Here is a 15,997-nt window from a genome sequence, read left to right as displayed (position 1 = left end):
ATCAAACGTCGGTCTCTCAACAGTAAGGGAAGTCTGTGGAGTCAGTTTTTCGCCAGAAATGGCCGGTGGTCCTGTTGACCATCGGCCTCTACCCCGCGTTCACCGTCGGCGTTCGCGCTGACGACAACCTCGACAGCAGCTTGCGCAGCATCAGCCCGTCGCAACTGCAACAACCTGCAGGCAATGACAATCGTCAGCGCCCTGCCCCTGCTTCAAAAACGGCCGCCAACGCGGATACTTTGGGGCTGGAACAAGCGGTCAGGCTGGCCGTGGACTGGCACCCACGCATCGGCGAGGCCATCGGCACCCTGTTCCAGCAAGGCGAAGGGGTCAACGTCGCCGAGTCCGGTTATTACCCGCAGGTCACCGGCGGCATCAAGGGTGGCTACACCAGCGGTTACGGCAGCGATGCCGGCAGCCAGTCGGTGAACATTTCCCTCAAACAGATGCTGTATGACTTCGGCAAGGTTTCCAGTTCGGTCGACGCCGCCCGCGCCCGGGTGGCGCGCAGTCAGGCCGGGATTCTGCTGGCGATCGACGACATCGCCCGCGACACCGCCAGAGCCTACATCGAAGTGCAGCGTTATCAGCGTCTGCTCGAGGTTGCCCGTGAACAGATTCAGGGCATCGGCGGCATCGTTGACCTGGCCAGACAGCGCAGCGACATGGGCGCCAGCACCCGTTCCGATATGGTCCAGGCGCAGTCCCGGGCCGAAGGCGCGACGGCGACATTGCAGGAATTCAAGGCGCAATACGCACGCTGGCAAGCGACCCTGACCAGTCTGCTCGGACGGCGCACGCCGCCGGCGGTCAGCGACGCCGCCGCGCCGACATTGACTCAGGCCTGTGACGCGTCGCAGATTTCCGACACCCTGCCCGCCGTCCTCCAGGCCGCCGCGCAACGCACTCAGGCCCAGGCCGAGCTGGCCCAGGCCAAAGCCGAGGCCTACCCGACCCTGTCGCTGCAACCGTCGGTCAACCAATATCTGGACGACCATTACGACGATCAGAACTCGCGCGCCGATCGCACTCAGGTCGGGATCTTTCTCAATCTCGAAGTGCCGATCTACCAGGGCGGTGCGATCAGTGCGCGCAGCCGCGCCGCCGGGCATGCACTGACCGCAGCGGACTCGGCCGAAGACTTCGCCCGTCTGCAAGCGCGCCAGGGTCTGGCCGAAGCCCAGGCGCAAACCTCGGGCCTGAACCGGCGGCTGCGCTCGCTGGAATTTCGCCAGACCAGCATCACCGAGGCGCGCATGTTGTATGGCCGCCAGTACCTGGAACTGGGCACGCGGCCGCTGCTCGACCTGCTCAACGCCGAGCAGGAAATCCACCAGTCGCGCTTCGATCTGGTCAACACCCAGGCTGATCTGCAACGTCTGCAGATCGACTGCTTCTACAACAGCGGTGCGATTCGCCGGGTCTTCGGCATCGACCACAGCGCCATCCAGAATGTCGAGATCCTGCCATGACCGATGTCAGCATCACTGTCCCCGAACCCGCCGCTGCCGAAGCTCGCGAAGATTATTCGCCATGGCTGGAAGCGGTGCTCAAGGTCGCCCGTCACTATCGCCTCGACGTCTCGCCGGAAAGCGTGCGTCTGGCCTCGGTGCACAGCGAGGGCCGCGTCGAAGAAGTGGTTCGACACATGGCGCGCCAGGCCGGTTTGAGCGTGAAATTCGCGGCATTCGACAACAAGAGCCTGAGCCGCTGGCGCACGCCGCTGGTGGTGCAACTGCGCGACGGTCAGGTCGGCGTGCTCGAAAGCATCGGCGAAACCGGCGAGCTGGGCATCTGCTTCAGTGGCGATCAAGGTTTGCAGAGCCGCATGGAGGCTGGCGCGCTCGCCGAGCAGGCGCTGCGCACGGTGATTCTGCGTCCGACGCAACCGGTGGCGGACGTGCGCACCAACGATTACATCAAACCCTACGACGAGCACTGGTTCCGGCGCATCGTCCTCACCGATCTGCGGCCCTACAGCCAGGTGATGATCGCCTCGCTGGTCGCCAACCTGCTGGGCATGGCCGGGGTGCTGTTTTCCATGCAGGTGTACGACCGGGTGATTCCGGCCGAGTCGCTGCCGACCCTGTACGTGTTGTTCGGCGGGGTGATGCTGGCGCTGCTGTTCGATTTCGTCATGCGCATTCTGCGTCTGCGCATCACCGATGTGCTGGGCAAGCGCGCCGATTTGCGCGTCTCCGATCTGGTCTTCGGCCACGCCTTGCGTCTGCGCAATTCCGCGCGGCCGAAATCCACCGGTTCGTTCATATCGCAGTTGCGCGAGCTGGAGCAGATCCGCGACCTGATCACCTCCAGCACTGCCACGGCACTGGCGGACATGCCGTTTTTCCTGCTGTTCCTGCTGGTGTTCTATTTGATCGGCGGGCCGCTGGTGCTGATTCCACTGGTGGCGCTGGTGTTCATGTTGCTGCCCGGGATCATCGCGCAACCGCGTCTGGCGCGACTGGCCAATGCATCGATGCGTGAAGCGGCGCTGCGCAACGCCATGCTGGTAGAAAGTATTCAGGGCCTCGACGACATCAAGGCATTGCAGGCCGAGCAGCGTTTCCAGCAACAATGGAACCAGTACAACGCCGCCTCGGCGGACAGCAGCCTGCGCCTGCGCACCCTGACCAACAGCCTGGTGGCGTGGACGCAGAACGTGCAAGGCGGAGTGTTCGCGGTGGTCATTGTGTTCGGCGCGCCAATGGTGATTGCCGGCGACCTGACCACCGGCAGTCTGGTCGCGGCGTCGATTCTGTCGTCGCGGATGATGGGGCCGATGGCGCAACTGACCCACGTGCTCACCCGATGGCAGCAGGCCAAGGTCGCGCTCGAAGGCTTGAACCGGATCATGCAGATGCCGGTGGATCATCCCGAAGGCAGTCAGCGCGTGCACCTGCCGGCGATTCGCGGCGACTACCGCCTGCGTCAGGCCAGTTTTCGCTACAGCGAGGAAGCGACCCCGGCGCTCAACAACATCGATTTGAGCATTCGCCCCGGCGAGCGCATAGCCCTGCTCGGCCGCAACGGCGCCGGCAAGTCAACGCTGCTGCAAGCGCTGGGCGGCGCGATGGATCTGAGCAGCGGTGAAACCACTCTGGACGGCATTGCCCTTGCGCATCTGGATCCGGCCGATCTGCGCCGCGACGTCGGCCTGCTGTCGCAACAGGCGCGACTGTTTCATGGCACCTTGCGCGACAACATCACCCTCGGCGCCGGTCAGGCCAGCGATCAGGAAATCATCGCCGCGCTGACCGTCACCGGTGCCCTGGACTTTGTTCGGCAGCTGCCCAAAGGCATGGATCACCTGGTGCTTGAGGGCGGCCTGGGTTTGTCCGGAGGTCAGCGTCAAAGCCTGTTGCTGTCACGCTTGTTGATCCGTCAGCCACAAGTGCTGTTGCTCGATGAACCGACAGCCGCGCTCGATGACGTCACCGAGCGTTTGCTGCTGGAAAAACTCGCGACCTGGACCCAGGGCCGAACGCTGGTGGTCGCCACGCACCGGGTCAGTGTGTTGCAACTGGTCGAGCGGATCATCGTTCTCGACAATGGGCGTATCGTCATCGACGACCACCGCGACGCGGCCCTCGCGCGGCTGCGCGCACCGGGTAAAGGAGTGGCGGTATGAAGCCGATGATGACCGACGTGCCGGACCCGATGTCCTACCTCGACGGCCGCGATGAGCGCGCTCTTGCCGGTGGCGCAAAGGTGATCTGGGGTTGCGCGCTGATGCTCGCCTGCTTCATTGCCTGGGCGGCGTGGTTTGAGATCGTCGAGGTCTCGACCGGCACCGGCAAAGTGGTGCCCAGCTCGCGCGAGCAGGTGATCCAGTCGATGGAGGGCGGCATTCTCGAACAGCTCAATGTCAGCGAAGGTGCTTTGGTCGAGCGCGGGCAGATCCTCGCGCAATTGGACCCAGTGAAGAACCAGTCCAACGTCGGCGAAAGCGCGGCCAAGTACCGCGCGGCGCTGGCCAGCGTCAACCGCTTGCAGGCCGAAGTCAGCGAAAAGCCCCTGACCTTCGACGCATCGCTGCAGGAGTTTCCCGATCTGATCCGCGCCGAAACCGAGCTCTACCAGACCCGGCGCAAAGGTCTGGCGGAAACCCTCGACGGCATTCAGAGCTCGCTGAAACTGGTACGTAGCGAACTGGCGATCACCGAGAATCTGGCGAAGATCGGTGCCTCGAGCCGGGTCGAAGTGCTGCGCCTGACCCGTCAGCGTTCGGAGCTGGAATTGAAAGCCACCGAAGCCCGCTCCGATTACATGGTCCGCGCCCGCGAAGACCTGGCCAAAGCCAACGCCGAGGCGCAGATGCTCGAAGCGGTGATCCGTGGGCGCACCGATTCACTGTCGCGCCTGACCCTGCGCTCGCCGGTTCGCGGCATCGTCAAGGACATCGAGGTCAGCACGATTGGCGGCGTCATTGCGCCCAACGGCCAGGTCATGCAGATCGTGCCGCTTGATGAACAACTGCTGATCGAGACGCGCATCTCGCCGCGCGACATCGCCTTCATTCACCCAGGCCAGGCGGCGAAAGTGAAAATTACCGCCTATGACTATTCGATCTACGGCAGCCTCGACGGCGAGGTGGTGACGATCTCGCCGGACACCATCCAGGACGAAGCCAAGCCGGAGATCTTCTACTACCGCGTGTTCATCCGTACCGCTTCGGATGAACTGCGCAACAAGGCCGGCAAACGCTTCGCCATCGTCCCCGGGATGATCGCCACGGTGGACATTCGTACCGGCGAAAAAACCGTGCTCGACTACCTGATCAAACCACTCAACCGCGCCCGCGAAGCGTTGCGCGAACGCTGATCAGCGGCTGGCCAGTTTGGTCGCTGGTGGCGCTGTGGGGGTGATGCTGGCCTGATAGCGCGACCACTCGCGATTGATCTCCGCGTACGGCAAAAAGATGCTTACGCGCGGTTGATCGAGCAAGTCCTTGCGCTTGAGGCGGCTGACATCATCGCGGGTGAGAAACGCCACGTTGATGCCAACCACTTTGCCATCGGCGGAAAACACCGGCCCGCCGGACATGCCTTTGGCCAGTGCGCCATTGTGGGTGCCGTAAAGCACATTGCCCTCTTTGACGTCGAGGCGAACCATCGCCGGCAACGCCTGGCCGGTACCCTTGACCGACATGTACAGCGAATTGAAGCCCACCGAAGTCAGCTCTTCGCCCGGCTTGTAGCCGCGCCACGCCGGCACGCTATTGGCCTTGTGGCGGAAGAACTGTACGTCTGCCTGCCCTTGGAAAACCGTGCCCGACAAGTAAGGAATGTGCTTCACCGTCACGGCGAAGTCTTCGTTCCATTGCACAGCCGACCCCATCAGCACGTAAGGCAAAGGTGCGCCGGAGTGGACGACAAAGGCTTGGTCTAAAACAGGATCCTGAACATAAGCGACTGGCATTCCATTGCACCCGCTGAGCAGCAACGACGCTGCAACAAGTGACTTGAGGGGGCGCATTTTCGGTACATCTTGAAGTGAGGAAAGGTGCTGCAATATGTCATTGCGCCATCACTTTTAGCAATAGGCTCAGCCTACCGTTTGTCGGCGTGCGATATACTCAGTCAATGATTGGATCCAAGTAGCGATGTTGGGACGATGGTCGTCATCGTCCCATTCATACTCAGATCTGCGCTTGACCACCGTCGACAAACAGCTCGATACCGTTCACAAAGCTCGAGTCGTCCGAGGCGAGGAACACAGCGGCAGCGGCGATTTCTCCCGGCTCGCCGACACGCCCCATCGGTATCTGCGACGCCATGTAATCGAGCAAACCCTGTTGCTGTTCAGCGTCCGGACCGGCCAGCCCCACCAGCCCCGGGGTTTTGGTTGCGCCGGGACTGAGTGTGTTGATGCGCACGTTGCGACCCTTCAAGTCGAGAATCCAGCTGCGCACAAATGCCCTGACAGCCGCCTTCGACGCGGAATACACACTGAACGCCGCCGTGCCGGAACTGCCCGCTGTGGAACCTGTGAGAATCACCGATGCGCCTTTGGCCAGCAGCGGCAGGGCTTTCTGCACGGTGAACAGCACGCCTTTGACGTTGCGATCAAAGGTATCGTCGTAGTGCGCCTCAGTGATCTCACCCAATGGAAGCATCGACCCACCGCCGGCGTTGGCGACAAGCACATCGAGGTAGCCTTTCTCGGCACCGATTTGCTGGTACAGCGCATCGAGCTGTTCGAGGTTCGTCGAGTCAACCTGAACGCCTTTGGCGTTGCCGACCAGGGCAACGGCGGCATCGAGCTCAGCCTGACGACGGCCGGTAATGTAAACGTAAGCGCCTTCTTCGGCGAAGCGCTTGGCCGTGGCAAGGCCAATACCAGTGGTGCCGCCGGTAACCAGTGCGATTTTGCCTTGAAGTTTGCCAGTCATAAGTCTTCTCCAGAACGTGAGTACAGCCAGTCAGCGTTGGGTTGCGCATTGGGCAAAGCTTATCGACGCTGTAGACCTTTCAAAATAGACTTGTCTGAAACTCATCGTTGCAGAATTGAAATGAGCAAACTGCCTGATTTTGAAGGTCTGGCGATGTTCGCCAAAGTCGCGGAGGAAGGTTCGTTCGCCTCCGCCGCGCGGGTCATGGGTGTTTCGGTACCGACGGTGTCGCGCGCGATAGCGCGGCTCGAAGAGCGCCTCGGCGGTCGCCTGTTCAACCGCACCTCGCGGCAATTGGCACTGACTGAGTTCGGTTCGAGCATGGCGGTCAAAGCCGGGGACATTTACCGGCAGGCCGAGGAAGTCGAGAGTGAAGCCCAGGACCTCTCGGTGCAGCCGCGCGGACAAGTGCGCCTCGCCGTGCCCATGTCTTTCGGTTTGCGCTGGATCGCGCCGTTGTTGCCCGAACTGCTGCGCCGATTCCCCGAGCTGTTTGTCGACCTGCATTTGCACGACGCCTCGGTCGACCTGATCGCCGAGGGTTTCGACGCCGCGTTGCGTATCGCCGCCCTGCCCGATTCATCGCTGGTCGCGCGTCGACTGTGCGCCGTGAGCCAGTTGCTGGTAGCGTCTCCCGGCTACCTGGAAACTCATGGACGTCCCGCGCACCCGCGTGATCTGGCGACGCGTTCGTGCCTGAGTTACGCCTACCGTGCGCGTACACAAGTCTGGCGCTTCACCCACGAGAGCGGCGTCGAGGAAGATGTCGTGCCGAAAGGCCCGTTGCGCGTGACCAATTCCGATGCGCTGCTGCCGGTGTTGCTCGAAGGGCTGGCGATCGCCGAACTACCGGAATTCATCGCCAGCGAATACCTGGCCGATGGGCGGCTGGAAGTGTTGCTGCCGGAGTGGCACATGACGCGCGGCGGCCTGTATTTCGTGACGCCGTCTGCACGCAGTCGGCCAGCGAAAATCCGCGCGCTGTCCGACTTCTTTGCCGAGCATCTGTCAGAGCCGGTGTGGCGCTGTGATCCGGCCCACGCTTCGTACTTGCTCAAATGAACGTTCGTCGGTGCGCCTGAGGACCGCACGGGCAATCCGGAAAGTGCGTGTTAGGGTGTTTAGCCAAAGCACGTTTCAATCCAGGAAAAATGAGGAGGATTCATGCCACTTCATCCCATTCTGTTCATGGGCGGTTCCGGCGCCATTGGCCACCAGACAGCCCGCGCATTGCGCGCGGCGCATCCCGACGTTCCGTTGCTGATCGGCGGACGCGACCTCGCCAGGGCTGAGCAAACCGCCGAGCAAATCGGCAATGCCCAGGGTGTGGTCATCGATGCTCGCGCAGAAGATCTGGGACTGGGTGATCGCCCGGTCAGCGCCATCGCCTTGTTCTACATGGACCACGCCCTCGCCGGGCTGCGCTTTGCGCAAAAGCGCAAGGTGCCGCACTTGAGCATCTCTTCCGGCGTGTTCGAAATCGCCCCGCAGATCGCCAGTTTCATGCACACGCCTGACGCGTCGCCCATTGTCCTCGGCTACGAATGGATGGTCGGTGCCACCACCGTGGCAACGCTGCACCTCGCCAAGGCATTCGCCCGCGTGCACGACATCCACATCCATGCACTGGTCGACGAACAGGACGGCGGCGGCCCGACCGTGGCCGTCGATTTCGAGCACCTGAACAAAATGCTGCCCGCCGCGCTGACCCGCCGTGACGGCGAATTCATCTGGCGTGAAGGCGACGATGCCAAGGTCAGCTTCCGCGCCGTCGACGGCACCACCCTGCAGGGCGCCGGCTTCTCCTCCATCGACGTCACCGGCCTGGCCGCCGCCACCGACGCCCCGAACGTCGAGTTCAACCTCGCCAGCGGCGTCAGCTCGACCCGGCGTCAGGGTCAGCCGATGTCGACGGAGATACTCATCGAACTTGAAGGCACGGATCACGATGGACAGCCATTGCGCACCCGCCACGCCGTGGTTCACCGCGCAGGTGCAGCGGCGTTGACCGGGCTCAGCGTGGCCATGCTGCTGGAGCGACTGGTTGGGCTGGATGGGCAAGCGCCGGTAAGGCCGGGGCTGTATTTCCCGTATCAGTTGCTGGAGGCACAGGTGTTTTTGCAGCGGTTGAGAGAGGACGCTGGGGAGTTGATCGAACTGCTTCAATGAGACCGCGCACAGGTCGCTCGACACTTGAACTGCTCGTTTGAGAGAGTACCGGTCCTGCCCGCCACTGCTCGCAAGGATTGATTGCCATGGATTGCATCCCCACGCTTTACACCCGCCGCTTGATCCTCACGCCGCTGCAACTGAGTGATGCAGCGGCGGTGCAACAATTGTTTCCGCAATGGGAGGTCGTGCGCTATCTCGACAGCCGCGTTCCGTGGCCGTATCCGGACGACGGCGCGCTTGTTTACGTCCGCGATGTCGCGCTGCCCGCGATGGCTGCCGCAAAGGAATGGCACTGGATGATCCGCACCCGCGTTCAGCCCGAGAGCTGCATCGGCAGTATCAGCCTGTTTGATCAACCGGGTAACCATCGAGGCTTCTGGCTCGCCCCACAGTTTCAGGGCAACGGCTACATGCGCGAGGCCTGCAAGGTGATCAATGCCTACTGGTTCGATACGTTGATGCGCCCATTGATGCAGGTGCCCAAGGCCGCCGCCAACCGCGCTTCGCGCAAGATTTCCGAAGATGAAGGCATGCGGATGGCTGAAACACGGGACGGCCAGTTTGTGTCGGGGCCGATGCCGGTGGAGGTGTGGGAGATCACGCGCAGCGAATGGCTTGCCGAAGAAACAAACCGGTCAATTGATTGTTAGAGCCGATCAAGTGCTCAATCTTGCGTATATGCTGCTGTCTGCAAAATCAGGACAAGTACTCCCCAAACGTTCGAGACAGTAGAAATGATCTCCGATCCAGGAACACCAACGCTTGATCAACTGAAAGTATTTCTGACGGTTGTAGAAGTGGGCAGTTTTGCCGCTGCGGCCAGAAAACTGCATCGCGCGACATCGGTGGTGAGTTACTCCATTTCCAATCTGGAGATGCAGCTCGGGGTTTCACTGTTTGACCGCAAAACCACGCGCAAACCGCAACTGACGGAGGCAGGTCGAACCGTCCTGGCTGAAGCACGCACTATTACCAACGGCGTAAATGGGCTGCGCGCAAAAGTCTCCGGTTTGCTGCATGGGCTTGAAGCAGAAGTTCACCTCGCGCTCGATGTAATGCTCCCTGCCGAGCGAGTAGTCGATGCGTTGAGGACCTTCAGGGAAGAATTTCCCACAGTCACTCTGCACTTGCACATGGAAGCCTTGGGGGCAGTGACCCAACTGGTGATGGAGAAGAAAGCTGGAGTCGGCATCAGCGGTCCGCTGGACATTGGCCTGGACGGCATCGAGCGCATCGGCGTGGGCAGTGTTCAATTGATACCGGTCGCCGCGCCTGCACACCCGCTTGCAACCGAGTGTTCCAAATCCCCTGGCGCTGCCAGAGAGTTTGTTCAATTGGTGCTATCGGATCGTTCAACGCTTACGGGTGACAAGGACTTTGCCGTCGTGAGCACTCGCACTTGGCGACTGGCGGATCTGGGCGCCAAACACATGCTTCTCAAAGAGGGCATCGGATGGGGGAATATGCCGGTGCCCATGGTTCAGTCTGACCTGGACGAAGGACGCCTGGTCGAGCTTGATATGCCCGACTGTAAAGGCGGCACCTATGCCTTCGATGCGATTTATCGAACCGACTCGCCGCCCGGTCCGGCTGGGCAGTGGCTGATCAAGCGGTTCGGCGAACAGCTCTTGCCGACGTAAGCAATTCAGGGAAAAGAGCAAAAATCCGACAGCCTGAGCAAGGCTGCCGGAGAGATGCATGTCAAAAAGCAGGAAAGTTGAATTGTCGAAAGCGACTGACAACAACTGTTTATCCTCTTTTGATCCCCGGAGGCGCCATGACCGCATTTCGAAAATCCGACTTCCCTTTGAGCGAGGTTCGCCAGCATCTGGAAACCGGCCCCATCGTCCTGGTGACCTCCGCCTGGCAAGGTGAAACCAACATAATGACCATGGGTTGGCACATGATGATGCAGTTCTCCCCCGCCCTGTTTGGCTGCTACATCTGGAGTGCAAACCACAGCTACGAGCTGATCCACAACAGCCAGCAGTGCGTCATCAACGTGCCCACCGTCGAATTGGTGGACCAGGTTGTTGCCGTCGGCAACAGCAGCGGTGGCGCCATCGACAAGTTTGCCCAATTTGACCTCACAGCCGCCCCCGCAGAACGGGTAAAGGCCCCGTTGATCAAAGAGTGCTACGCCAATTTCGAGTGCAAGCTGTTCGACTCCAATCTTATCGGCGAGTACGGTCTGTTCGTGTGGGAAGTGGTCAAGGCGCATGTGGCTACGTCGGTGAAAAACCCCAAAACCCTGCATTACCGCGGGCAGGGGAAATTTATGGTGGCGGGCGAAACCCTGGATTTGCGCGATCAATTCCGCCCACAGAATCTGTAATACGACACTAATAAAAAAGCCGGAATGTTCATTCCGGCTTATGCGTCAGCGCTCGGGATATAACACCATGCCCGCGTGGTACAGCACGTTATCTCGAAACTCTCCGTCTGCGGTAAAGCCAGTATCGTCCACATACTCGATGTGGTCGCCTTCCAGCCAGTAGCGCCCTTGATAAGCGCTTTTTTGCCGACCGCGAGCCTCGTCATATCGCCCTCCTGGCAGCAACTCATGGCGAATATGACCGTCGGCTGTCACCCACATGCCAACGTACTTGCCCTGATCGCCGGCTGGATTTGCCGTGGCGTTTTCTTGCGCATCAGGGGTTACGCGAATTTCGACATCGGACATTTTAGAACTCCTGTTTTCAGATCATAGTTTCCTGCCGTTCAGCAGGATTTGAAGCAAGAGTAAAAAGTCGCGGCGCGGTGCCGTTATGCAATTCCTGCGCAGGTTTTGCCCAATGCTCCAGGCGCTCGCAGAACGTCTAAGCGAAGGACTACGCGAACTTCTGCAAAGGAGAGAAGGCCCGCGCATCTTTCAGCGCCCGTGCCCACCAGGCCAGCTGGATCAACAACTGCGCCATCGAAACCCGTGCTTGCGCAAAGTGCTCCAGTCCGAGGCCTTGTTCGAGACGCTCGGCAATCTCAGCGAACTTCACATAGCCACCAACAGGCATGGCCTGCAGCTTCAACAACTCGCATCCAAGCTCGTCGACCTCATCCTCCCCGCCGGTCGTGGTGCCATAACCAACAAATGAACAAGGTCGTCCCTGGAGGTGTTCAGGCCAGCGCGCCATCAAGACTTTCAATCCATGCTGGTAACCAAGGTGACGTGCGGGCACCAAGACGATATAGGCATCTGCTGCCGCTAGCGCTCTCAAGCACACTCGACGACCGGGTTGTTCCGAAAAATCGTCTATAAATCTCAGGTCAAACGGCTCTACCACGCTCAACGCAAATTCGCTGCGGTCTTGCACCACGGCGGTAATCCATTGCACCAACGCCGTGTCTACGCCGTTGGACTGGTTGCTGTTATGGATCAGTACTAATTGCAGTGTGTGAGTCATTTCAGCCTCCGAGCAGCTATCAACTTGGCAATGTTCTACGGTTAGAGAAAACAACGTGACAGCAAGAGCGCGATGGTTGGAAGTGGCCACTTCTTTGCTTGCAAAGTCGGCAACCGTTCCATATCGCGTTGGCAAAATATTAGGCGCGCGAAATGGTAGATAAACAGCCCGTGCCCAGGCACACGATTTATGACGTGAGTTCACATGCGACGACTGGATATCAATTGCTTCGCCGAGATGAGCGTGTTCGTTAAAGTGGTGGAACGCGGAGGTTATTCAGCGGCCGCAAGAGCTTGCGCGATAACCCCCTCTGCCGTGAGCAAGCTCATGACGCGCCTGGAAAGCCGTCTTGGCGCACGTTTGCTGAGCAGGTCCACGCGCAAGCAACTGCTGACGCCAGAAGGAATGGCTTTTTACGAACGCAGCGTTGCCATACTGGCCGATCTTGACGAAGCGGAACGCGAAGCATCTGCCAGTTCTGCACCGCAGGGAGTGGTCAGAATCAGCTCTAATGTGGGTATCGGCCGCCAGCTTTTTCTTCCCATCATCAACTTGTTCATGAATCAACATCCTGGGGTCAGCGTCGAACTTTTCCTCACCGATGAGGTGGTCGATCTCATCGAAGCACGTGCGGATATCGCCATACGCACCGGAGCGCTCAAGAACTCCAACCTTGTGGCGAAACGACTCGGGCAATCCAGAGGGCTGATCGTAGGATCTCCTGACTACCTGGCGGCCAAGGGCACTCCGCTGGTGCCTCAAGACCTTGCCGATCACAACTGTCTGGGTTTCACCTTTTCGCCTCCCGCCATGGAGTGGGCCTTGCTCGACGAGAGCGGCGAGCAACGTATGTACCCGGTAAAAGGCAATCTGCGCGTCAGCGATGGCGACGCCTTGCGTGAATTGACGGTGCTGGGCGCAGGGCTAGCCAGGCTGGGGTTCTGCCAGGTTGCAGATGACCTGGCTGCCGGAAGGTTGGTTTGCGTCCTGCAACCATTCGTGCCTGCAAGCGTCACGGAGATTCATGCGATTTACGTCGGCCAAGGCGGACATCTGCCCGCACGCGTAAGAGCCCTGATGGATTTCCTCGCCGCCCATTTGCATGTTCATTGAACCGCAACGCGGGCAAAGGGCCGTTCCTTCAATGCATAGGCCAGCACAAGAGCCGCGGGCAAAGCAGCGCCCAGTAGGCACAGCCCTTCCCAGCCGACATACCGAATACCGAAACTTGCAACTGCGGAGCCAATAGCGCCGCCAACAAAGTTGATACTGATAAACACCGCGGTAATCCGTGAGTTGGCTGCGGGGGCCAGTTTGTAGATGACCGATTGATGGGTGATCTGCAAGCCCATTACGCCAACGTTCAAGGCCATTGCGGCAGCGATAATTATCCAGAGCCCTGTCGCCGCAAAGCTCAGCATTGCCCAGGCCAGTATCATCAACGAGGCCAACCCGAATGCCAGCGCGTGCCGGTAGCCATGATCACAGAGCCGGCCAACCACACCGGGAATCAACGCGCCAGTCACTCCCGTGAGCCCGATCAGTCCGATGCTCGAAGTCGAAAAATTGAACGGCGGTTGCGACAACAGTATTGGTAATCCAGTCCACAACATGCTGAAGCTGGCCATTCCCAGCGCACCGTAAAGCGCCCGGCGAGCAAGCGCTGGGTACTCGAGGATGAGTTGCCACAACGAGCGCATCAACTGCTCATAACGCACGGGCTGGCCTCGGCGCTCGGGCTCGGTTGGCAAGGTGATTCTGAGCAGCATGAGCAGGATCAGCGCCGCGCACCCGGCGCTGGCGTACACCAAGCGCCACCCTGCCGCGTTGCCGATACCGCCGGAGACCAGCCACGACAGCGGTATCGCGAGCAAGGCCCCGGTCATCACTACACCGATCACTTGACCGCGCCGATGCTCGGCTGCGATGGACGCTACATACGGCACAATCAACATGGCAGCGGATGCCGTGACTCCACTGATCAACACTGCGGCGCAGAACAGCAAGAAATTCGGGCTGGCCGCAGCCACAAACAGCGCTAATGCGTTGATGGTAAACATCCGGCTCAGAAGCGCTCTTCTTTCGAGGACGTCACCGAGCGGGACGACCAGCACAATGCCCAGCGTGTAGCCAAGTTGAGCGCAACTCACCAGCAGGCCGGACGTGGCAAGCGGAATACCAAATGCCCCCGTTACCAACGACAGGATCGGCTGCAGATAATAGAGATTAGCGATCATGGCCCCCGCTGCGAATGCGCAGAGCCACATGAAAGGTCGGGACGGGGACGACGAATTCATACAAATACTCCTCGGTAAATGCCGTTCAAAATTGGGCGAGTCAACTCACTCGCCCAGTTTTTCCCGCACCGCGTCGTCCCCGTTAACTCACTCCTCTCAGGTGTTTGCCTGATTCTGTAGCGTCCATGCCATCAGTGCGGGCTTCGCCTGTCAGGCCGTCGGGAAGTCCGCGCCACGGGCGGTAGACTCCCATGCGCTGAACTCGCGGCCCATGGCGGCAAGCTTCGCCTGCGCTGCCTCATAGGCTTCATTGCCCAACAGCAGGCGCGCCGGCGGCGCTGCGCAGGTAACCGCGGCGTAGATCGCCGCTGCCGCCCTGTCTGGGTCGCCAGCTTGATTGCCAACAGATTGCTGGTAAGCGCGCATCGCAGCGCCGGCGGTTGCCTGATAATCCTCGGCCACCGTTTGCGCAGCGCCCGAAGACCCCGCCCATTGGGTTCTGAAGGCGCTGGGCTGAACGGTCATCACGCCGATACCCAGTGGCGCAACTTCGGCGCGCAGACTTTCCGACAGGCCCTCAACGGCGAACTTCGTCGCGCAGTAGTGGCCGACCGCTTCGAACCCGACCAGACCGCCTACCGATGTGAGGTTGACGATCATGCCGGTGCGCCGCTTGCGCATGCCAGGCAGTACCGCGCGAATCATATGGGCCGTGCCGAAGTAGTTGACCTCGAACATCCGCCGAACAGCCCCATCGTCGCTGTCTTCTATCGATGAGAAATAGCCGACGCCGGCGTTATTGATCAGCACGTCCACTCGCCCGAAGCGATGCTCGGCCGCCTGTACGACCTGCATCGCCTGCGCCGGATCGGTCACGTCCAGAGGCAGAATCAAAGCGTCGCCGAGGGCGGCCAGATCCTCGATCTGCTGTGTGTTGCGCGCCGTGACCACCACACGCTCACCCTCATTCAGCAGCGCCGTGGCGATGTGGCGACCGAACCCGGTGGAACAGCCTGTAACCAACCAAACCTTAGTCTCGTTCATTGCAGTACTCCTCTAGATAGCGGCGGTTCAGGATTCGGCTGAACCGCGTTCGAGACCAACGTACCGAATCCGCCCCGCCACTGTTATCCGATTAATCCGCGACATTTGCCTGATCCTGCTCTCCAACACACGTCGCTGACCACAGTGGAAGGTCCACTTCGATTTCTGCTGCATTTCTATTTTTTCGAACCTGATCATCGAAACTTGTCGGCTATTGCGCAAAGCTGCGCGGTGACATCATCTGCTCCACAACGGCGCTTCATGGTGAAGCGCTGAAATCAGCGGAATCCACGTCATGTCCCACGCAGCCACAATTTCCAGCGTCACTGCTTCAACGTCTTCCAACCTCAACAGCACCGTTTCCTTGATCGGGCGGATTCTTCTGAGCGCGATCTTCATTCTTTCGGGCCTGTCGAAAATCGCGGCACCGGCCATGATGATTGGCTACATCGGCTCTTTCGGGTTGCCTTTTCCCGAACTGGCGTTGGGCGTGGCGATTGCTGTCGAGGTTCTCGGCGGCGTAGCGTTGATCGCCGGTTATCGCACACGTACCACCGCAGCGCTGTTGGCGATTTTCAGCGTACTGACCGCACTGATTTTCCATAACGCCCTGGCGGACCAGAATCAGTTCATTCACTTCTTCAAGAATATCGCCATGGCCGGTGGGCTCTTGCAGATCGTTTCTTTCGGCGCAGGGCGTTTCAGCCTCGACGCACGTCGCCACTAATCGAATCGCCGGCACGTCCATT

16 protein-coding genes are annotated in these 15,997 nt (G+C 60.2%); 10 read left to right on the top strand and 6 right to left on the bottom strand.

The window, feature by feature from the left end:
* The first annotated feature begins 35 nt into the window (after positions 1-35).
* Genes AB4O45_RS24485 through AB4O45_RS24475 form a run of 3 tightly spaced genes read left to right on the top strand, consistent with a single transcriptional unit; the run spans position 36 to position 4,824 of the window.
* Positions 36-1,472, top strand: a complete 1,437-nt coding sequence (locus AB4O45_RS24485; protein WP_110645707.1) for a TolC family outer membrane protein — start codon at positions 36-38, stop codon at positions 1,470-1,472.
* Complete coding sequence (locus AB4O45_RS24480; RefSeq protein ID WP_460160683.1) at positions 1,469-3,631, top strand: type I secretion system permease/ATPase; 2,163 nt, start codon at positions 1,469-1,471, stop codon at positions 3,629-3,631. Before AB4O45_RS24485 ends, AB4O45_RS24480 begins: the two co-directional genes overlap by 4 nt.
* Positions 3,632-3,636: 5 nt before the next feature.
* Entirely contained in the window at positions 3,637-4,824 is a 1,188-nt protein-coding gene (locus AB4O45_RS24475; protein WP_370593533.1) for an HlyD family type I secretion periplasmic adaptor subunit, read from the top strand.
* Here the strand turns inward: AB4O45_RS24475 and AB4O45_RS24470 are convergent, their stop codons facing one another.
* Positions 4,825-5,421, bottom strand: coding sequence for a trypsin-like peptidase domain-containing protein (locus AB4O45_RS24470; protein WP_150742630.1), 597 nt, complete (start codon positions 5,419-5,421; stop codon positions 4,825-4,827). It lies immediately after the preceding gene.
* 220 nt (positions 5,422-5,641) lie between these two features.
* Entirely contained in the window at positions 5,642-6,394 is a 753-nt protein-coding gene (locus tag AB4O45_RS24465) for an SDR family NAD(P)-dependent oxidoreductase (protein ID WP_460160682.1), read from the bottom strand.
* 120 nt (positions 6,395-6,514) lie between these two features.
* Here AB4O45_RS24465 and AB4O45_RS24460 point away from each other — a divergent pair, with 120 nt between their 5' ends.
* From AB4O45_RS24460 to AB4O45_RS24440, 5 genes are all read left to right on the top strand, one after another.
* Positions 6,515-7,456, top strand: a complete 942-nt coding sequence (locus AB4O45_RS24460) for a LysR family transcriptional regulator (protein ID WP_460160681.1) — start codon at positions 6,515-6,517, stop codon at positions 7,454-7,456.
* 102 nt (positions 7,457-7,558) lie between these two features.
* Complete coding sequence (locus AB4O45_RS24455; protein ID WP_460160680.1) at positions 7,559-8,563, top strand: NAD(P)-dependent oxidoreductase; 1,005 nt, start codon at positions 7,559-7,561, stop codon at positions 8,561-8,563.
* A gap of 86 nt (positions 8,564-8,649) precedes the next feature.
* The gene (locus tag AB4O45_RS24450) at positions 8,650-9,216 is read left to right on the top strand and encodes a GNAT family N-acetyltransferase (protein WP_252877954.1); all 567 of its coding nucleotides are present in this window, start codon (positions 8,650-8,652) and stop codon (positions 9,214-9,216) included.
* Positions 9,217-9,300: 84 nt separating this feature from the next.
* Positions 9,301-10,206 (top strand): LysR family transcriptional regulator, encoded by a 906-nt coding sequence (locus tag AB4O45_RS24445; protein WP_024012654.1) that lies wholly within the window; start codon positions 9,301-9,303, stop codon positions 10,204-10,206.
* A gap of 137 nt (positions 10,207-10,343) precedes the next feature.
* Positions 10,344-10,901, top strand: a complete 558-nt coding sequence (locus AB4O45_RS24440) for a flavin reductase family protein (protein WP_056785061.1) — start codon at positions 10,344-10,346, stop codon at positions 10,899-10,901.
* A 45-nt stretch (positions 10,902-10,946) separates the two neighbouring features.
* Here AB4O45_RS24440 and AB4O45_RS24435 read toward each other — a convergent pair whose 3' ends face one another.
* Positions 10,947-11,162, bottom strand: coding sequence for an Atu4866 domain-containing protein (locus tag AB4O45_RS24435; RefSeq protein WP_056786820.1), 216 nt, complete (start codon positions 11,160-11,162; stop codon positions 10,947-10,949).
* A gap of 235 nt (positions 11,163-11,397) precedes the next feature.
* Entirely contained in the window at positions 11,398-11,967 is a 570-nt protein-coding gene (locus tag AB4O45_RS24430; protein ID WP_016774391.1) for an NAD(P)H-dependent oxidoreductase, read from the bottom strand.
* A 204-nt stretch (positions 11,968-12,171) separates the two neighbouring features.
* Here AB4O45_RS24430 and AB4O45_RS24425 point away from each other — a divergent pair, with 204 nt between their 5' ends.
* Positions 12,172-13,080 (top strand): LysR substrate-binding domain-containing protein, encoded by a 909-nt coding sequence (locus tag AB4O45_RS24425; RefSeq protein WP_423661776.1) that lies wholly within the window; start codon positions 12,172-12,174, stop codon positions 13,078-13,080.
* Here the strand turns inward: AB4O45_RS24425 and AB4O45_RS24420 are convergent.
* Both AB4O45_RS24420 and AB4O45_RS24415 read right to left on the bottom strand, forming a co-directional pair.
* A complete protein-coding gene (locus AB4O45_RS24420; protein WP_460160679.1) occupies positions 13,074-14,264 on the bottom strand; it encodes an MFS transporter in 1,191 nt (396 codons plus the stop codon). The two genes, AB4O45_RS24425 and AB4O45_RS24420, sit on opposite strands and share 7 nt — an antisense overlap.
* Positions 14,265-14,414: 150 nt before the next feature.
* Positions 14,415-15,248, bottom strand: a complete 834-nt coding sequence (locus tag AB4O45_RS24415) for an oxidoreductase (RefSeq protein ID WP_056785051.1) — start codon at positions 15,246-15,248, stop codon at positions 14,415-14,417.
* A 295-nt stretch (positions 15,249-15,543) separates the two neighbouring features.
* On the opposite strand from AB4O45_RS24415, the gene AB4O45_RS24410 reads away from it, so the two are divergent.
* Positions 15,544-15,975 (top strand): DoxX family protein, encoded by a 432-nt coding sequence (locus AB4O45_RS24410; RefSeq protein WP_460160678.1) that lies wholly within the window; start codon positions 15,544-15,546, stop codon positions 15,973-15,975.
* Positions 15,976-15,997 lie beyond the last annotated feature (22 nt).

This window comes from Pseudomonas sp. S2_B10, assembly GCF_054668425.1.
The sequence above is the reverse complement of the archived record's forward strand: the minus strand, read 5'-3'. Positions and strand labels throughout refer to the sequence as shown.